Raw genomic sequence first — 18069 nt, 5'->3', positions numbered from 1 at the left:
CCGGGGCGGCCGCGGCCGGCCTACAGGTCCTTCTCGTACCAGGCCACGTCCCAGTAGCGGCCGAACTTGCGGCCCACCTCGCGGTACGTGCCGACGTACCGGAAACCGAAGCGTTCGTGCAGCCGCGTGGACGCTTCGTTCGGCTGTGCGATCCCGGCGTACGCCCGGTGGAGGTCCTCACCCGCCAGCGCCTCGAAGAGCGCCTTGTACAGCAGCGTTCCGACGCCGCGGCCGCCGGCGCCCGGGGCGACGTACACCGTCACCTCCACCGAGGTCGAGTAGGCGGCCTTCGGCCGGTAAGGGCTGGATGTGGCGTACCCGAGAATCTCCTGTGAGTCCGTGTCGACGGCAACCTTCAGCCGGTACGGGCCGTCTTCAGGGTGGGAGAGCAGCCAAGGACGGCGCTCTTCCGGAGTGAACACCGCGGTATCGAAGGTGATGGACGTCTCACGTACGTAGTGGTTGTAGAGGTCGGTGAGTGCCTTGAGGTCTCCCTCGACTCCTGGCCTGACCTGCACCTCTGTACGTTCCGACGACATCGCGTCTCCCCGTGTGGCCTGACGATGGCCGGACAGGGTACTGCATGATCAGAAAAATCGGGGTGCAGGTTGGGAATTCTGTCCTGATTCCAGTCGTTGTTTCCATCGGATGCAGGGCACCCGAGAAGAGTCCCGGATCAGTCCAGGGACGCTGAGCGAGTGCGCGGCGTCCAAGGACCACCCGCTGACCCCACCATCGCAAGGGAGCACGCATGGCAACCCGTGCCGTCGCCCGTCGTCAGTCCGCCACCGGCGGGACCGACGCGGCAAGCAGTGTTCGCGCCCATGGCGGCGAGATCGCCGACCGCGACCTGGTCGGCATGTACCTCGACGAGATCGCGCGCACGCCGCTGCTCGACGCCGCCAAGGAGGTCGAGCTGTCCCAGATCATCGAGGCGGGTGTGTTCGCGCAACAGGTCCTCGACGGGTACGAGGAGTCCAGGGCGGACGCCACCCGTGAGGAGCTGGAGGCCCTGGTCGCCGAGAGCGAGCGCGCCAAGGACGTCTTCATCCGCTCCAACCTCCGTCTGGTCGTCGCGGTCGCCCGCCGCTACCCCCGCAGCGGCCTGCCCCTGCTCGACCTGATCCAGGAGGGCAACGCCGGCCTGGTCCGCGCGGTGGAGAAGTTCGACTACCGCAAGGGCTTCAAGTTCTCGACGTACGCCACCTGGTGGATCCGCCAGGCCATCACCCGCTCGATCGCCGACCAGTCGCGCACCATCCGCCTGCCCGTCCACCTGGTGGAGGAGCTCGGCCGGATCCGCCGCGTCCAGCGCGAGTTCAACCGGGAGCACGGCCGCGACCCCGAGCCCCTCGAGATCGCCGCCGAGCTCGGCTCCACCCCCGAGCGCGTCATCGACGTCCTGGACTGGGCCCGTGACCCGGTCTCGCTGAACATGTCGGTGGACGACGAGGGCGAGACCCAGTTCGGCGACCTCCTGGAGGACACCTCGGCGGTGTCGCCCGAGCAGTCGGTGCTGACGCTGCTGCGCAGCGAGGAACTCGACGGCCTGATCGACCGCCTCGACCCGCGTACGGCCTCCATCATCAAGATGAGGTACGGCATCGAGGACGGCCGTGAGCGCACCCTCACGGAGGTCGGCAAGGAGCACGGCCTGACCCGCGAACGCATCCGCCAGATCGAGAAGCACGCGCTGCTGGAGCTGAAGAAGCTGGCGCGGGACACGGGGTTCGAGGCGGCCGCCTAGGCCCGCAGACCCTCACCCGGCACCCGGTCCGCCCGCGTGCGCCGGGTGGCGCGTCCCCGCGCGAACATGGCTTCACGACGCCGCTTCAACCCAGAGGACCGGGGAACAAGACTTCAGGGCACGGGAGTTCGCATCGCCGCCGGAGCCCTGAAGCCCTCGGCGGCAACCGTCCGCACCCTCACCAGGACCACGTCCCGACGCACATCCCCCCGGCGCCGGGACTCTCCCCGAGCCGGGCTTCGGCGCCTTCCCCCGGGCGCCGGAGCCCGGCTCGCCCTCCGGCGCGCCGGCTCGCTCCTCGCATGCCGAGGTGGGCGGGGCACCCCGTACCTGAACCACGGGGTGGCCCGCCCGGATGGCAGATTGTGCCACATGGGCATAGCCTGCCGACGTGACCAGCTCCACCCCCGCGACGGCCTCCCTGACCGAGCGGCGCAAGGCGGCGACCCGGATGGAGATCGCCAAGGCGGCGGCGGGTCTCTTCGCCGCCCGTGGCCTGAAGGCCACCCGTGCCGAGGACATCGCCCACGCCGCGGGCATCGCCCCCCGCACCTTCTACCGCTACTTCGCCACCAAGGAAGAGGCCGTCGCCCCCCTCTACGCGGCGGGCGCCCAGCGCTGGGCTCAAGCGGTCCGCGAGGCCCCGCCCGAACTCGCCCTCCCCGAGGCCCTGGCCCACGCCGTCCAGCACACCCTCGTGCCGGGCCGGGGCGTCTCGGCCGCCTCCTGGGACTGGGTCCGCACCCTGATCCGCCTGGCGGGCACGCATCCCGCCCTCGGCAAGGTCTGGGCCGAGGTCTGCCAGGCCTCGGAGGAGGCGCTGGCGGAGGTGCTGGCGGCCCGGCTCTCCCGGGACACCGGGATCACACCTCACCGGCGCTTCGCCGCCGCCGTCGCGAGCGCCGCGGTCCGGGTGGCCGTGGAGAGCTGGGCCGCGACCGACACCCCGGCCACCGGCCCCCGGAGCCCGGCAGCCCTGGCGATGAGCAATCTGGCGGCCTTGCGGGGGTTCGCCTGGGAGGACACGGAGGGGGAGCGGCCGGCGGACGAGCAGTGAGGGGGATGCGGGGGGCGGGCGACCACACTCGGGCACTCGGCGTGCGCCGGCCCCCAGGCGGGCGTCTGATGCGGCCCGCGTCTCCGCCGCCCTGGAGGTGCCTGACCCAGTCCGCCCCTCCGCCGCCCCCGGGCGCCTGATTCAGTCAGCGTCTCCTGTCGCCCTGAAGGTGTCTGATCCAGTCGGTGTCCCTCGCCCCCGGGGTGTCTGATGCGGCCCGCGTCCCCTGTCGCTCCGGCGCGTCTGATTCAGTCCGCGGCCCCGCCGCCTCCGGTGCGTCTGATTCAGTCCGCGGCCCCCGCCGCCTCCGGGGCGTCTGATTCGGACCGTGTCCCCGGCGCCCCCGCCCTCCCCAACCGTGCCCCCAACTCCCGCACGCACTCCGCCAGTTCCCTCGGCCCCCGTACCGAGAACTCGCATCCCAGCATCGCCAGCCGCAGCGCCAGCCAGTCCACCGGATCACTGGTCGACCCGCGCAGCCGGCTCCCGCCCTCGCCGTCCGCCTCCGGTCGCCCCATCCACGCGGGCAGCCGCGCCGCGACGGACTCCGGCGGCTCCTCGAAGGCGACGTCGAACTCGTACGTGTAAGCCTGCCCCTGAAGCGAGCGCCGCAGGTACTCCGCCGCACTGCCCGTCGGCAGCTCCCGCGGGGCGAACCGCGCGCCGGTCGCGAACGGCTCCCGCACCCGGTCCACCCGGAACGTCCGCCAGTCCGCCCGGTCCAGGTCGTAGGCCACGAGGTACCAGCGCCGCCCCGTCGACACCAGCCGGTACGGCTCGGTCAGCCGCCGCGACTCGGTGCCGTCCTTCGCCCGGTAGGCGAACCGCAGCCGCTCCCGCCCCGCGACCGTGGACGCCATCACGGTCAGCGTCTCCGGCGCGATGCTCGCCCCGTCCCCGCTGGTCAGCGGAGTGGTCGCGGCCTGGAGCGTGGCGACGCGGTGGCGCAGGCGGGCCGGCAGCACCTGCTCCAGCTTGGCCAGGGCGCGTACGGACGCCTCGTCGACGCCCTCCACCGCGTGCCCGGCCCCCGCCCGCAGACCCACCGCGATCGCCACCGCCTCCTCGTCGTCCAGCACCAGCGGCGGCATCGCCTTGCCCGCGACCAGCCGGTACCCGCCGTCCGCGCCCTTGCTCGCCTGCACGGGATACCCCAGCTCACGCAGCCGGTCGATGTCCCGGCGCACGGTCCGCCGGGACACCCGGAGCCGTTCGGCCAGCTCGCCGCCGGGCCATTCGCGGGGCGTCTGGAGAAGGGAGAGCAACTGCAGCAGCCGGGCCGGGGTGTCCGTCGTCATACGCCCGAGCATGCCGCAGAAGTAGGACGTGACCTGGCCTAATACGTCAGCTCGATGCCGCACCCCGAAGACCGGAAGTCCGTTCATGCCCGAATCAAGCCCGAAACTGTTTACTTTCCGGAAATCCGGGCGTAGCCTCGCAGCGAAACCACAAGTTCGGGCATGAGTCGGACACGACTCGGACATCGACCGGACGCCGGACACGAGTCGGAGGCGAGCGCGGACATGTACGCACCGGAGCGGCAGCAGGAGATCCTGCGGCTCGCCCGCGAGGGCGGCCGGGTGGACGTCCTGTCGCTGGCCGAGGAGTTCCAGGTCACCGCGGAGACGATCCGCCGCGACCTGAAGGCCCTCGACCGCGCGGGCCTGGTGCGCCGCGTCCACGGCGGTGCCATACCGGTCGGACGCCTCGACTTCGAACCGGACCTCGCCGAACGCGAGGGCACCTCCACCGACGAGAAGGACCGCATCGCCAAGGCGGCCCTCACGGAACTGCCCTCCGAGGGCACGATGATCCTCGACGCCGGCACCACGGTCGCCCGCCTCGCGGCGGCGATCCCGCTGGAGGCCGAGCTCACCGTCGTCACCCACAGCCTGCCCATCGCGGCCCGCCTCGCGGACCACCCGGGCATGCAGCTCCACCTCGTCGGAGGGCGCGTCCGCCACCGCACGCGCGCCGCCGTGGACGCCTGGGCGCTGCGCGCGTACGGCGAGATCCGCGCGGACGTCCTGTTCCTCGCCGCCAACGGCTTCTCCGCCGAGCACGGGCTGACCACCCCCGACCTCGCCGAGGCCGCGGTCAAGCAGGCGGCCGTCGCCGCCGCGCGCCGGGTGGTGCTGCTCGCGGACTCCTCCAAGCACGGCCAGGAGCACTTCGCCCGCTTCGGCGGCCTGAGCGACGTGGACCTGCTGATCACCGACAGCGGGCTGAGCGACGACGACGCGGCCGCCATCGAGCGCGGCGGCACGGAAGTGGTACGAGCATGAGCAGCGCAGGCGTGATCCTCACCGTCACCCCCAACCCCTCCCTCGACCGCACCTACGAGGTCCCCTCCCTCGACCGCGGGGAGGTCATCCGCGCCACCGGCGAGCGGATGGACCCGGGCGGCAAGGGCGTGAACGTCTCGCGCGCCGTCGCGGCCGCCGGACGGCGCACGGTCGCCGTCCTGCCCCTCGGCGGCGCGCCGGGCGCGCTCGTCGCCGACCTGCTCGACGCGCAGGGCATCGAGGTCGCCCCGGTCCCGGTCACCGGAGCCACCCGCTCCAACATCGCGCTCGCGGAGTCCGACGGCGTCCTCACCAAGATCAACGCGCCCGGTCCCGAACTCTCCGCCGAGGAACAGGAACTGCTCCTGGAGACGGTGCGCGAGCAGTCCCGTGACGCCGACTGGATCGCCTGCTGCGGCAGCCTGCCCCGGGGCCTCGCCCCCTCCTGGTACGCCGAGGTCGTCGCGCGGGCGCACGCCGGCGGAGCGCGCATCGCGCTCGACACCTCGGGCCGCGCCCTCCTCGAAGCCCTGCGCGAGCAGCCCGACGTGGTGAAGCCGAACGCCGAGGAACTCGCCGAGGCCGTCGGCCGCCCTCTGGCGACGGTCGGCGACGCGGTGAAGGCGGCCGAGGAACTGCGGCAGATGGGCGCCCGCGCCGTCCTCGCCAGCCTCGGCGCCGACGGCCAGCTCCTCGTCGAGGACACCGGGACCTGGTTCGCGAGCGCCCGCGTCGACGTCGTACGCAGCAACGTGGGAGCGGGCGACTCCTCCCTCGCCGGTTTCCTCATCGCCGGCGGCAGCGGCCCGGCGGCGCTCGCCTCCGCCGTCGCCCACGGCGCGGCAGCCGTCCAGCTGCCCGGCAGCGTGATGCCGACCCCGGGCGATCTGGACCCGGCGGCGGTGACGGTCACGGCGGAGGTGCCGGTGGACCGCGAACTGAAGGAGCCGGTGTCATGACGACCGTCCTGTTACTCACCGCCTCCCCCCTCCCCGCCCCACCCCCCACTCCCGTCCCCACCCCCAGCCCCGCCCACCCCACGCTCCGGGCGATACGCGTGCGAAGGAGCCCGCGATGAGTGACATGATCACCTCGGACCTGGTCGATCTCGACCTGTCCGCCGACACCAAGGAAGCCGCCGCGCGGTCCCTCGCCGCACGCATGGTGGCCCTGGGCCGGGTGACCGACCTGGAGGGCTTCCTCGCCGACGTGGCCGCCCGCGAGGCCCAGATGCCCACCGGTCTCGACGGTGGCATCGGCATCCCGCACTGCCGCAGCGAACACGTCACCGAGCCGACCCTCGCCTTCGGCCGCAGCGCCGCCGGCATCGACTTCGGCGCGGCGGACGGACCCGCCGACCTGATCTTCCTGATCGCCGCTCCCGCCGGCGCCGACGACGCCCATCTGACGATCCTGTCCTCCCTGGCCCGCCAGCTGATGAACGGCGAGTTCACCGATGCGCTGCGGTCGGCCGGGGACCCGGCCGCCGCGGCGGCCCTGATCCGCGGGGACGAGGCCCCCGCCGCGCCGGCCGCCCCGGCCGAGAGCGCTTCCGAGGGCACCAAGACCGCGAGCACCAAGACCGCGGGCACCACCAAGGACTCCGTGGCGGCGCCGGCGGCGGCCTCCGCCGGCGCCGCCACGGCCCCCGCCCCCGTCCCGGACGACCGGCCCTTCCGGATCGTCGCCGTCACCTCCTGCCCCACCGGCATCGCCCACACCTACATGGCGGCCGAGTCCCTGGAGAACGCGGGCCGCGAGGCGGGCGTCGAGCTGACCGTCGAGACCCAGGGCTCGGCCGGCTTCACCCGGCTCGACCCGGCCGTCATCGCCGCCGCGGACGGCGTGATCTTCGCCCACGACGTCCCCGTGCGCGAGAAGGACCGCTTCGCCGGCAAGCCGACCGTCGACGTCGGCGTGAAGGCGGGCATCAACCGCCCCGCCGAACTGATCACCCAGGTGCGCGAGAAGGCCGCCCGCGGGGAGGTGACCGCCCCGGCCGGAGCGGGCTCCACCCCGGTCGAGCGCGCCGGCGACCCCGGCGACAGCTACGGCACCAAGCTGCGCAAGTGGCTGATGACCGGCGTCAGCTACATGGTCCCGTTCGTCGCGGCGGGCGGTCTGCTGATCGCCCTCGGCTTCGCGATCGGCGGCTACCAGATCAACGGCGCCAAGCCGGTCACCGAACACTTCGACTGGGGCCAGGTCGACAGCTGGGGCGCGCTGCTGTTCCAGATCGGCGCGGTCGCCTTCGGCTTCCTGATCCCCGTCCTCGCCGGATACATCGCCTTCGGCATGGCGGACCGGCCCGGCCTCGTGCCCGGCTTCGTCGGCGGCATGATCTCCGTCAACATCGGCGCCGGCTTCCTCGGCGGCCTGGTCGCGGGTCTGCTGGCCGGTGGCGTGGTCCTCGCCATCCAGCGGGTGAAGATACCGCCGGTACTGCGCGGCATCATGCCGGTGGTCGTGATCCCGCTGGTCTCCTCGATCGTCGTCGGCTTCCTGATGTTCATCGTGATCGGCAAGCCGATCGCCGAGGCGCAGAAGGCGATGACGGACTGGCTCAACGGCCTCTCCGGCACCAACGCGATCCTGCTCGGCGTCCTGCTCGGCCTGATGATGTGCTTCGACCTGGGCGGCCCGGTCAACAAGGTCGCCTACGCCTTCGCCACGGCCGGCATCGCCGTACAGAACCCCAGCGACTCCGCGATGCAGGTGATGGCCGCCGTGATGGCCGCCGGCATGGTGCCCCCGCTGGGCATGGCCCTCGCGACCACCGTCCGCAAGAAGCTGTTCACCCCGGCCGAGCGCGAGAACGGCAAGGCGGCCTGGGTCCTCGGCGCGTCCTTCATCTCCGAGGGCGCCATCCCGTTCGCCGCGGCCGACCCGCTGCGCGTCATCCCCGCCTCCATGGCGGGCGGCGCGGTCACCGGCGCCCTGGCCATGGCCTTCGGCTCGACCCTGCGCGCCCCGCACGGCGGCATCTGGGTCACCTTCCTCATCGGCAAGCCGTTCCTGTACCTGCTGGCCATCGCCATCGGGACCGCCGTGACGGCGGGCCTGGTGATCGTCCTCAAGGGTCTGGGCAAGCCGGCCGACGGCACCGCGGCCACCGCGACGGAGGACGCGGCCACCCCGGCCACCGACGCGAAGCAGCCCGTCGCCGCGTAATCCCCACCCGGCACCGGCCCGAGCGGCCGGCCGCGGCCCCCCACGCGAGGGACCACGGCCGGCCGCTCGGCACGTCCGCGGGCCCGCGCTGTCCGGTGACCGTGCGGTCAGGAGGCCACTGCGGTCAGGAGACCACTGCGGTCAGGAGACCCGCGCCGCCCGCCGCTCCATCGCCTCCCGGGCCTCCGCCTCCGACGGATACACCTCACACATGTGCCGTCCGTCGGGCGTCGCCGTGTGCTCGACCTCCCACAGGGAGATCTCCTGGCCGTCCCGCAACAGGAACGCGTGCTCGTAGAGCGAGAAGCCCAGACCGATACGCCCCGCCCGGCACGGGCGCCCGAAGGCCTGGGTGATCTGGTGGGCGAACGCCGACCGCAGCAGCTCGGCGGTCTCCGAGCCGGGCCGGTCGCTGTTCTCCGCCCGGCGCAACAGCCGGCGCGCGTGGTCCGCCGAGTCGTCCGGCACGTACACATGCCGGGGCGCGGGGACCTGCGCCAGCGGAACCAGCACCGGCAGCTCGAAGTCCGGCTCGTCCGGGGGCAACGGCAGCCGTGCCGTCGCGGTGCGCAGCTCCTCCTCGTCCACGTACACCTCGTGCTGCGGCTCGCTGCCCGGCGCGGTGTTGTGCACCAGCTCCCACAGGGTCAGCGCACAGCCGTCGGCCAGCAGCCAGGTGTGCCGGTACGTCTCTCGGTGCAGACCCGCGCTGTGGTGCGCCGAGTGCAGCGAGCTGTCGTGTGCCAGCGCGCAGTCGAGCCGCCGAAGCACGTCGTCCGGCAGCTCGAACGAGTTCAGGGCACGACCGAGAAGCCGCGCGAGGTGCTCCTCCGGAGACTCGGGCGACTCGGCTGGTTCGTACGCTGCCGTCTCGTACGGAACGCTCAAGGTTTCTCCCGGCGTTGCTGCATGTCACCTTGTGGGTGCATACCGTAGCCCCTCGGTCGGACATCATGTCCGGGAACCGAGAAAACGTACGCCGGGAAAAACGTCCGGGCCGTACGGAAAATTCCCGTACGGCCCGACGCTCCGTCAGAACCCGCCGGTGGGGGGCCGGTTGGCCCGAAGGCCCGTCCGGCCCGGACGGCGCTCCTCAGGCGGCGCTCCCGGCCGTCCACTCGGCCCACGGCATGTTCCAGCCGTTGAGCCCGTTGTCCGGCGCCACCGTCTTGTCGGGGGAGTTCTCGACGATCACCACGTCCCCGACCAGCGAGTTGTCGTAGAACCACTGGGCGGGAGTGTCGCCCTGCGCGCCCTGCGTGTCCGCGAGGCCCACGCAGCCATGGCTGGTGCCCACCCGGCCGAACGGCGGATTGCCCTTGTCGTACCAGTAGTTGCCGTGGATGAACGTGCCGGACGTCGTCAGACGCATCGCGTGCGGCACGTCCGGGATGTCGTACTCCCCGCCCAGCCCGACCGTCTGGCTGTTCATCCGCGTCTGCGTGAACTTCTCCGAGATCACCATCTGGCCGTTGTACGTGGTGTGCTGCGGGCTGCCCGAGGAGATCGGCACCTTCTTCAGTACCTGCCCGTCCCGCACCACCGTCATCATCTCCGTGTCCACGTCGACCGTGGAGACCTGCGAGCGCCCGATCGTGAAGGTCACCGTCTTCTTCTGCACCCCGTAGACGCCGTTCGCGCCCTCGACCCCGTCCAGGTCGATCTTCATCGTGACCTTGGAACCGGCCTTCCAGTACTCCTCGGGCCGGAAGTCGAGCCGCTGCCCCCCGAACCAGTGCCCCACCACCTGCTGCCCGCTGCTGGAGGTCACCGTGATGTGCGACTGCACCGCCTTCTTGTCGCTGATCACCTTGTCGAACGTGAACGACACCGGCATCCCGACGCCGACCGTCGTCCCGTTGTCCGGCGTGTACGTCCCGATGAAGCTGCCGGCCGAGGTGACCGTGGTGAAGACGGAGTTGGCGGCGGCCACCTTGCCGTTCGCGTCCTTCGCGGTCGCCGATATCTCGTACTTCGTCCCGCGCTCCAGCTGCTCCTTCGGCTTCCAGCTGCCGCCGTCCGCCGACAGAGAGCCCGGCACGGTCTGCCCGGTCCCGGCCACCGTCATCCTCACCTCGGTCAGCCGGCCGTCGCTGACCTTCACCCCGGTCGTGTTGATGGACGCGCCCGTCGAGCCGTCCTCGGCCGAGATGACGATCTTCGCGGTGGACGTCTTGGGCGAACTCCCCTTGCCGCCCTTGGCGTCGTCCTTCGCGTTGGCGCTTCCGCCACAGGCGGTCAGGGTCAGGGCGCCGGCCACCAGGACGGCACAGGCTCCCAGGACGCGACGCGCTGCTATGTCCGGCGTTGTCACGGGCTGCTCCAGCTTCATGTGATGTGCGAGATCCGCTCGGGTACGTGAACAAGGAGGGCCCCGGCCACCGGCGGGGTTCCCTCCCCGACGCACTGAACGCCATCACGTGACAGAACCGCGACAATCCCCCTGCCCTCGACGGCCGTTGCGCCCGCACCGGGGCGGCGGCCGTGCGCACGACGCCGTGGTCAGCCCCCGTACAACTCCGTATAGGACGGCCACGCCCCGCCCGGCCCCTCCACCGACCCGGCCGCGCGGACGGCCCGCACGATCGCGCGGGTCACCGCGTCCGCGCCCGCCGCGAGGATCTCGTTCAGGGCCAGCGGGTGCTCCGAGGCCGGCGGGCGGGCGCCCGTCGCCAGGGTGAACACGGTGTCCCCGTCGTGGAGCAGGTGCACCGGACGCACGGCGCGCGCGATGCCGTCGTGCGCCGTGCCGGCCAGCTTCTGCGCCTGCGCCTTCGTCAGCTCCGCGTCGGTGGCGACCACCGCGAGCGTCGTGTTCAGCGGGGGAGGGGCGTTCTTCGCGGCGCTCTCGGCGAGACGCCGGCGCGCTTCCTCGTGCACACGCGCCTCCGGGTACTCGACGCGTCCCTGGAACAGCTCCCCGTACAGCACCCCCGTCTCCGGATCCGTCACCGAGCCCACCGCGTTGGCCACCACCAGCGCGGCCACCGTGATCCCCGAGTCGAGGAGGACGCTCGCGCTGCCGACGCCGCCCTTCATCGGTCCGACCGCCGCGCCCGTCCCGGCGCCCACGCACCCCTGCGGCACCGGCGCCCCGGGCGCGCTCGCCGCCGCGTCCTCGACCGCGGCCCGGCCGAGGGCCGCGTCCGGACGGGCCCGGAAGTCACCGCCCCGCGCCAGATCGAAGACACACGCGGCGGGCACCACCGGCACCACGTGCGCGGGGTCCGCACCGACGGGCACCCCGCGCCCCCGCTCCTCCAGCCAGGCCATCACACCGGACGCCGCGTCGAGCCCGTACGCGCTGCCGCCGGTCAGCACGACCGCGTCCACCCGCTGCACCACGTTGCGCGGGTCGAGCGCGTCGGTCTCCCTGGTGCCGGGACCGCCGCCGCGCACGTCCACGGCGGCGACGGCACCCCCCTCCGGCGCGAGCACGACCGTGGTCCCGGTGAGCCAACCGCCGCCGGCCCGGGTGGCATGCCCCACCCGCACGCCCGCGACGTCCGTCAGAGCGTCAACTGTCATGGCAGACAGTCTCGCCCAGCCCGGGACGCGGTACGAGCATGCTGGTGGCCCGGTGGCCCGGTGGCCCGGTGGCCCGGTGGCCCGGTGGCCCGGTGGCCGGGCGTCGGGGGCCGCAGGGCGGCAGGGACGTCCTCGTGCGTGCGCGGGGCCGTACCCTGGAGGCATGAGCACCCCCGCCGCCCCCGAGCCGCGCGCCCCCGAGCCCGCGCTGGTCTTCGACGACCCGCTGGACCAGCAGTCCTCGGACGACACGGACCGCGGGTGGGGCGAGCGTCCGGCCGCGTCCGGTGACAGCGCGGCCGACCTCAGGCGCTTCCTGGACGAGAAGCCGCCGCACCACCTCTGAACCGCCGGCGAGGAGCGGGTGACTACCGCTCGCCGGGGGCGGGCCCGCGCTGGGCGACCAGCGCGTCGCGGATGTCCTTGAGCACCTCCAGCTCGGTCACCTCGATGACCTCCTGCGTGGTCTCCCGCGCCTTCCTGCGGGCCTCCACCCGTGCCAGGTACTTCGCCATGGGCAGCACCATCAGGAAGTAGACCACCGCAGCGGTGATCACGAACGTGAGGGTGGCGCCGAGGACCGAGCCCCACAGGATGCGGACGCCCGTCGCGCTGTCGCCGGTACCGGTGCAGGGGCCCTTGATGCAGGCGCTGTAGCCGTCCAGGTTCTTCGTGCCGATCGCGCCGATGACGGGGTTGATGATCCCCTTCACCACCGAGTTCACGATGTTCGTGAAGGCCGCGCCGATGACCACCGCCACTGCCAGATCGACGACGTTCCCGCGCATCAGGAAGGCCTTGAAGCCCTGCAAGACGCTCGGTTCCTTCTTCTTCTCGCTCACCTCGGGGACTCTCCTCATCTGCACGGTCCGTGGAACACGGTGGGGAACGAACAGCTCCGCAACCTACGTCACCCTGAGCCGCCTGTGCCCCGTTCGGCGGTACCGACGACGGACTTGACCTCTTCTTCACCCCACCGTCACCGCCAGCCGGCCCGTCGCGCTCGCGCCCGCCAGGCGCGCAGCGGCTGAGCGGGGCACCGACAGCACGACGAGCGCGCCGCCGTCACCGGCGCCCACGGACGGCTCCAGCGGCTCCGGCACCTTCGTCACGAGCGCCCCGCGCGCGACCACCCGGGCCTGGCCCTCCGCCGCCGTCCGCCCGGCGGCGGTCACGGCGATGACGTCGACCCGGTCACCGGGCCGGAGCAGCCGCACGGTCTCGGCGTCGGCGATCCGCACCGGCGCCGTCACCTTCCCGGCCGCGGGACGCCCGTGGACCGGGCCGCCGGCCGGCGGGTGGGCACGGGCGTACGGGCCCGCGTCCGGGTGCCCGCGCGCGGGAGCCGGATCACCGCCTCCCGGCCCCGCGGCCACGAGCGCGGCGGCGGTGACGGCGAGGCCGAGCGCGACGGCCCGCTGCCGGTTCCGCACGAGCCGGTCCAGCCGGCACCACCCGCTCCCGACCCGGACGGGAGCGAACTGCGGCACCTCGTGCGGAGGAGGGACGGGGTGCGCGGGAGGACGAGGGGACATCGGGACCACCACCTGCGGAGAGGGATCGGCTTGCCCGACCACGATGGCCCTTCGCGCCGCCGCCCGCCGGAGCCGGTGGACCGTCCACGGGTTGTGGAGAACTCGCTCGCCCGAACGGCGGGTTCCGCTACGGCAGCTCGAACCCGGGATCCATCCCGCCCAGCGCCCCGGCGCACGCGCAGTCCCGCTCCTCGTTCGGCGGCAGCGCGGCCACCGCGTCGAACAGCACGCCCCGCAGCCGGTCCACGTTCGCCGCGAACACCGTCAGGACCTCCTCGTGCGACACGCCCTCACCGGTCTCCGCGCCCGCGTCCAGGTCGGTGACCAGGTTCAGCGACGTGTAGCACAGCTCCAGTTCACGGGCGAGCGCCGCCTCGGGGTGGCCCGTCATGCCCACCACCGACCAGCCCTGCGCCCGGTGCCACAACGATTCGGCGCGGGTCGAGAACCGCGGCCCCTCGACCACGACCAGCGTCCCGCCGTCCACCGGCTCCCACTGCCGTCCGCGCGCCGCCTTCAACGCGGCCGCCCGCCCGGCCGGGCAGTAGGGGTCGGCCAGGGACACGTGCACCACGTTGGGCACGCCGCCGTCCGGCAGCGGCAGCCCGTCGAAGTAGGTCGCGACCCTGGACTTCGTACGGTCGACCATCTGGTCGGGCACCAGCAGCGTGCCGGGCCCGTACTCGGGGCGCAGACCGCCCACCGCGCACGGCCCCAGGATCTGGCGCGCCCCGACCGAACGCAGCGCCCACAGATTGGCCCGGTAGTTGATCCGGTGGGGCGGCAGGTGGTGCCCGCGTCCGTGCCGGGGCAGGAAGGCGACCCGCCGGCCGGCGATCTCGCCGAGGAAGAGGGAGTCGCTGGGCGACCCGTAGGGGGTGTCCACCTGGACCTCGGTGACGTCGTCGAGGAACGAGTAGAAGCCCGAACCGCCGATGACGCCGATCTCTGCCGCGCCGCTGTCTGCCTTCACCATGGCCAGCACAGTAGCCGGAATCGAACACGGCCTGTCACCGGTCCCGGAAACACCGAGGACCCTGCCGTCGGACGACGGCAGGGTCCCGGGCGAAGCCTTACGCGGCGGAGGTGCCCGCCGAGGTGCCGGAGCTGGACTTCGAGTCCGAGGAGGACGTCGAAGACGAGGAGGAAGAGGTCGAGGACGAGGAGTCCGAGGAGGTCGAGGACTTCGACGACGACGCCGGCGAGCTGCTCGACGAGGAGCCGCGGCTGTCGTTGCGGTAGAACCCGGAGCCCTTGAAGACGATGCCGACCGCGGAGAACACCTTCTTGAGGCGGCCACCGCAGTTGGGGCACTCCGTCAGAGCGTCGTCGGTGAACTTCTGCACCGCCTCGAGGCCCTCGCCGCACTCGGTGCACTGGTACTGGTAGGTCGGCACTGTCTTCCTCCTGGCACTCTCACTCAATGAGTGCTAACGACGATCCATAGTGACGCATTCCCGGGGATCAGTCCACTGTCAACGGCACGCGGTGACCGACGCCACGTGCGACCGTACGGCCCCGGGGCCGCGCCACCAGCCGCGATCGCAGCGCCAGCAGGGTGGCCAGCGCCAGCAGCGTGCCGCCCATCGGCACCAGGAACCCGGCGCCGCCCCAGAAGCGGTCCTCCAGCTGCCCGGCGACCGTGACGGCCGCCGCCTGCCCGAGCGCGACCGCGCCCGTCAGCCAGGTGAACGCCTCGGTGCGCGCCCCGGCCGGGACCAGGCTCTCCACCAGCGTGTAGCCGGTGATCAGCGCGGGCGCGATGCACATGCCGACCAGCAGGCCCAGGCCCGCCAGCACGAGCACCGAGTGCGCGGCCCACAGGCCGGAGGCCGTCAGCGCGAGCGCGGCGTACCCGGCGACCAGGCGGTGGCGCGGGGCGGTCTTCCAGGCGATGGCGCCGCAGACCAGGCCGGAGAGCATGTTGCCCGCGGCGAACGTCCCGTACAGGACGCCGTTCAGGCCCGGCTCGCCGATCGACTCGGTGAACGCGGCCAGTGAGACCTGCATGCCGCCGAAGACCGAGCCGATGCCCAGGAAGGTCACGATCAGGACCCGCACCCCGGGGACGCGCAGCGCCGAAGCGTGCTCCACGCGCGTGTTCCCGGTGGCGGCGGGCTGCGGCTGGGTGCTCTTGCGCGCGGCGAACAGCAGACCGCCGAGCAGGGTCAGGGAGGCCTCCGTCAGCAGTCCGGCGGCCGGGTTCACGGCGGTGCACAGGGCGGTCGCGAGCAGCGGGCCGACGACGAAGGTCAGCTCGTCGGTGACGGACTCGAAGGCCGCCGCCGTGGTCAGCAGCGGGGAGTCCTTCAGCTTCACGCCCCAGCGGGCCCGCACCATGGGCCCGATCTGCGGCACCGAGGCGCCCGTGGGGACGGCTGCCGCGAACAGCGCCCACAGGGGCGCGTCGGCCAGGGCGAGCCCCGTCAGGGTCAGGCCGGCCACGGCGTGCACGAGGACGCCGGGGATCAGCACCGCGCGCTGCCCGTAGCGGTCGGCGAGGCGCCCGCTGTAGGGCGCGAACAGCGCCATGGAGACACCGGTGACCGCGGCGGCGGCACCTGCCGCGCCGTAGGAGCCGGTGGTGTGCTGCACGAGCAGCACGATGGAGAGGGTGAGCATCGCGAACGGCTGGCGCGCCGCGAAGCCGGGCAGCAGGAACGTCCATGCGCCGCGGGTGCGCAGCAGCTGTCCGTATCCGATGGAGACCGTGGACGCCACGGCCCGTGCCTTTCTGCCGCCTGGTAGCGCGACCCCACTGTGCGGGCGAGGGGCGCCGAGAGCTGTCCTCTTGCGCTACTGCGGTAGATACCGGGCCCCTGAGGGAGGTGTGCCGGCCGCCATGCGTTCGCGCCAGCTCTGCGTCAGGCAGAGTTGGTTCGATCAAGGTGCGCCTTCATCGTACAGGGGGCTTGGCCTTGCCGACCTGTGAAAATGAGCACGTCGGGGCTGGCCCGCCTCTGATTGAACGGGGTGTGAACGGTACGAAACGCGGACTTAACGTGCCCCGTCGGTGCCCAGCCAGCCGGCCAGCTTGCCGCCGTGGCCCACGGCGCGCAGGCGTTTCTCGGCCGCGTCCCGGACGGGGTCGGTGGCGACGACGAGGAGTTCGTCGCCGTGCCGCAGCACGGTCGTCGGCAGCGGAACGAACGACTTCCCGTCGCGGACGACGAGGGTGACGGCGGCCCCGGCCGGCAGCCGCAGTTCGTTGACCTCCACGCCGTGCATCTTCGAGCCCTCGGGGATCGCCACGGACAGCAGGTGCCCGCGCAGCCGCTCCAGGGGCGCCGACTCGACCCCGAGGTCGGCGGCCTCGGAGTCCTCGCCCAGGCGCAGCCGGCCGGCCAGCCAGGGCAGCGTCGGCCCCTGGACCAGCGTGTAGACGACGACCAGGACGAAGACGATGTTGAAGATGCGCCGGCTGCCCTCGATGCCGCTCACCATCGGGATCGTCGCCAGGATGATGGGGACCGCGCCGCGCAGGCCCGCCCAGGACATCAGCGTCTGCTCCTGCCAGGGCACCCGGAACGGCGTCAGGCACAGCACCACGCTCAGCGGACGCGCCACCATGGTCAGCACCAGGCCGATGACGAGCGCGGGCCACACGTCGTCCCCGAGCTCGTGCGGGGTGACCAGCAGGCCGAGCAGGACGAACATGCCGATCTGGGCGATCCAGCCGAGCCCGTCGGCGAACCCGCGGGTGGCGGGCCAGTGCGGCAGCTTCGCGTTGCCCATGACCATCGAGGCGAGGTAGACGGCGAGGAAGCCGCTGCCGTGGGCCAGGGCGCCGGCGGCGTACGCCGTGACCGCGATCGCCATGACGGCGATCGGGTAGAGGCCGGAGGCGGGCAGCGCGACGTGCCTGAGGCCCCAGGAGCCCAGCCAGCCCACCGCGAGGCCGACGGCCGCTCCGATGGCCAGCTCCAGCGCTATCTCGCCCAGCAGCGCGTACCAGTGCTCGACGGGGCCCGTCTGCGAGAACGCGACGACCAGGATGACCACCGGGGCGTCGTTGAAGCCGGACTCGGCCTCCAGGGTGCCCGTCACGCGCGCGGGGAGCGGGATCCTGCGCAGGACGGAGAAGACCGCGGCCGCGTCCGTCGAGGACACCACCGCGCCGATGATCAGCGCCTGCCGCCACTCCAGCCCGGTCAGGTAATGCGCGCCGGCGGCGGTGACGCCGACGCTCACCGCGACTCCGGCGAGGGCCAGCACGGAGGCGGCCGGAAGTGCCGGTCCGACCTCCTTCCACTTCGTGCCCAGACCACCCTCGGCGAGGATCACGACCAGGGCCGCGTACCCGATGACCTGCGTGAGTTCCGCGTTGTCGAACTGGATGTCGCCGATGCCGTCCTGGCCCATGAGGACGCCGATCCCCAGGTACACGAGCAGGCTGGGGAGCCCGCTGCGCGAGGAGATCCGGACCGCTGCGACGGCGACGAGCAGGACGAGCGAGCAGACGAGCAGGAGCTGGTTGAGGTGGTGGACAGTCAGCGGCGGTTTCCTTCCCTGGCGCGCGGCTCGCGCGCGGGCACACACGTACAGGGGACACGAAGCGGTGCGCTTCGGGTCCAACTACTTCGTTACCTTACCTAACTCTTGACGATTTCTTGACGCTCGGCGAGGCAGGATCGAACATCCTTCCGTGCTGGTACCCGACTCCGCGTCAAGTGGCGCGGACCCCTGCGCCTATGGTTGCTCCAGCACTCCAGGACCGCCTGCCGCTCGCGTTAGGACAGCAAGGAC

General features: G+C 72.6%; 17 protein-coding genes. 6 read left to right on the top strand and 11 right to left on the bottom strand.

Features of this window, described 5'->3' with window-relative positions; all coding sequences use genetic code 11:
* Window positions 1-20 precede the first annotated feature (20 nt).
* Complete coding sequence (locus ACFY2L_RS28015) at window positions 21-539, bottom strand: GNAT family N-acetyltransferase (protein ID WP_390659156.1); 519 nt, start codon at window positions 537-539, stop codon at window positions 21-23.
* Window positions 540-751: 212 nt separating this feature from the next.
* On the opposite strand from ACFY2L_RS28015, the gene ACFY2L_RS28010 reads away from it, so the two are divergent.
* A complete protein-coding gene (locus ACFY2L_RS28010) occupies window positions 752-1747 on the top strand; it encodes an RNA polymerase sigma factor RpoD/SigA (RefSeq protein WP_390659155.1) in 996 nt (331 codons plus the stop codon).
* A 451-nt stretch (window positions 1748-2198) separates the two neighbouring features.
* Window positions 2199-2804: a TetR/AcrR family transcriptional regulator gene (locus tag ACFY2L_RS28005; protein WP_390659495.1), complete on the top strand. Its 606-nt coding sequence runs from the start codon at window positions 2199-2201 to the stop codon at window positions 2802-2804.
* 284 nt (window positions 2805-3088) lie between these two features.
* Here the strand turns inward: ACFY2L_RS28005 and ACFY2L_RS28000 are convergent, their stop codons facing one another.
* Complete coding sequence (locus ACFY2L_RS28000; protein ID WP_390823907.1) at window positions 3089-4102, bottom strand: helix-turn-helix transcriptional regulator; 1014 nt, start codon at window positions 4100-4102, stop codon at window positions 3089-3091.
* Between the two features lie 225 nt (window positions 4103-4327).
* On the opposite strand from ACFY2L_RS28000, the gene ACFY2L_RS27995 reads away from it, so the two are divergent.
* From ACFY2L_RS27995 to ACFY2L_RS27985, 3 genes are all read left to right on the top strand, one after another.
* Window positions 4328-5089: a DeoR/GlpR family DNA-binding transcription regulator gene (locus ACFY2L_RS27995; RefSeq protein ID WP_390659493.1), complete on the top strand. Its 762-nt coding sequence runs from the start codon at window positions 4328-4330 to the stop codon at window positions 5087-5089.
* Window positions 5090-5100: 11 nt separating this feature from the next.
* Window positions 5101-6048 (top strand): 1-phosphofructokinase, encoded by a 948-nt coding sequence (pfkB, locus tag ACFY2L_RS27990; RefSeq protein ID WP_390659492.1) that lies wholly within the window; start codon window positions 5101-5103, stop codon window positions 6046-6048.
* A 115-nt stretch (window positions 6049-6163) separates the two neighbouring features.
* On the top strand, window positions 6164-8260 hold the full coding sequence (locus tag ACFY2L_RS27985; RefSeq protein ID WP_390823776.1) for a fructose-specific PTS transporter subunit EIIC: 2097 nt from the start codon (window positions 6164-6166) through the stop codon (window positions 8258-8260).
* A 141-nt stretch (window positions 8261-8401) separates the two neighbouring features.
* Here ACFY2L_RS27985 and ACFY2L_RS27980 read toward each other — a convergent pair whose 3' ends face one another.
* From ACFY2L_RS27980 to ACFY2L_RS27970, 3 genes are all read right to left on the bottom strand, one after another.
* Complete coding sequence (locus ACFY2L_RS27980; protein ID WP_390823775.1) at window positions 8402-9148, bottom strand: DUF6227 family protein; 747 nt, start codon at window positions 9146-9148, stop codon at window positions 8402-8404.
* 205 nt (window positions 9149-9353) lie between these two features.
* Window positions 9354-10574, bottom strand: a complete 1221-nt coding sequence (locus ACFY2L_RS27975; protein WP_390659152.1) for an Ig-like domain-containing protein — start codon at window positions 10572-10574, stop codon at window positions 9354-9356.
* A gap of 188 nt (window positions 10575-10762) precedes the next feature.
* Window positions 10763-11788 (bottom strand): P1 family peptidase, encoded by a 1026-nt coding sequence (locus tag ACFY2L_RS27970; protein ID WP_390823774.1) that lies wholly within the window; start codon window positions 11786-11788, stop codon window positions 10763-10765.
* Window positions 11789-11951: 163 nt separating this feature from the next.
* Here ACFY2L_RS27970 and ACFY2L_RS27965 point away from each other — a divergent pair, with 163 nt between their 5' ends.
* Window positions 11952-12134: a hypothetical protein gene (locus ACFY2L_RS27965; protein WP_390823773.1), complete on the top strand. Its 183-nt coding sequence runs from the start codon at window positions 11952-11954 to the stop codon at window positions 12132-12134.
* A gap of 22 nt (window positions 12135-12156) precedes the next feature.
* Here ACFY2L_RS27965 and mscL read toward each other — a convergent pair whose 3' ends face one another.
* The 6 genes from mscL to ACFY2L_RS27935 form a co-directional block, all read right to left on the bottom strand.
* On the bottom strand, window positions 12157-12648 hold the full coding sequence (gene mscL, locus ACFY2L_RS27960) for a large conductance mechanosensitive channel protein MscL (protein ID WP_390659149.1): 492 nt from the start codon (window positions 12646-12648) through the stop codon (window positions 12157-12159).
* A 108-nt stretch (window positions 12649-12756) separates the two neighbouring features.
* Complete coding sequence (locus ACFY2L_RS27955) at window positions 12757-13323, bottom strand: RcpC/CpaB family pilus assembly protein (protein ID WP_390659148.1); 567 nt, start codon at window positions 13321-13323, stop codon at window positions 12757-12759.
* A gap of 127 nt (window positions 13324-13450) precedes the next feature.
* Window positions 13451-14299 (bottom strand): S-methyl-5'-thioadenosine phosphorylase, encoded by an 849-nt coding sequence (locus tag ACFY2L_RS27950; RefSeq protein WP_390659147.1) that lies wholly within the window; start codon window positions 14297-14299, stop codon window positions 13451-13453.
* A gap of 97 nt (window positions 14300-14396) precedes the next feature.
* On the bottom strand, window positions 14397-14720 hold the full coding sequence (locus tag ACFY2L_RS27945; protein WP_390659146.1) for an FmdB family zinc ribbon protein: 324 nt from the start codon (window positions 14718-14720) through the stop codon (window positions 14397-14399).
* A 67-nt stretch (window positions 14721-14787) separates the two neighbouring features.
* The gene (locus ACFY2L_RS27940) at window positions 14788-16044 is read right to left on the bottom strand and encodes an MFS transporter (protein ID WP_390659145.1); all 1257 of its coding nucleotides are present in this window, start codon (window positions 16042-16044) and stop codon (window positions 14788-14790) included.
* Window positions 16045-16320: 276 nt separating this feature from the next.
* A complete protein-coding gene (locus ACFY2L_RS27935) occupies window positions 16321-17862 on the bottom strand; it encodes a potassium/proton antiporter (RefSeq protein ID WP_390659491.1) in 1542 nt (513 codons plus the stop codon).
* Between the last annotated feature and the right edge of the window lie 207 nt (window positions 17863-18069).

The sequence above is a fragment of the Streptomyces sp. NPDC001381 genome, from assembly GCF_042895685.1.
GTDB lineage: Bacteria > Actinomycetota > Actinomycetes > Streptomycetales > Streptomycetaceae > Streptomyces.
Note: the sequence above shows the minus strand (reverse complement) of the source record. Positions and strands in the feature narration are given on the sequence as shown.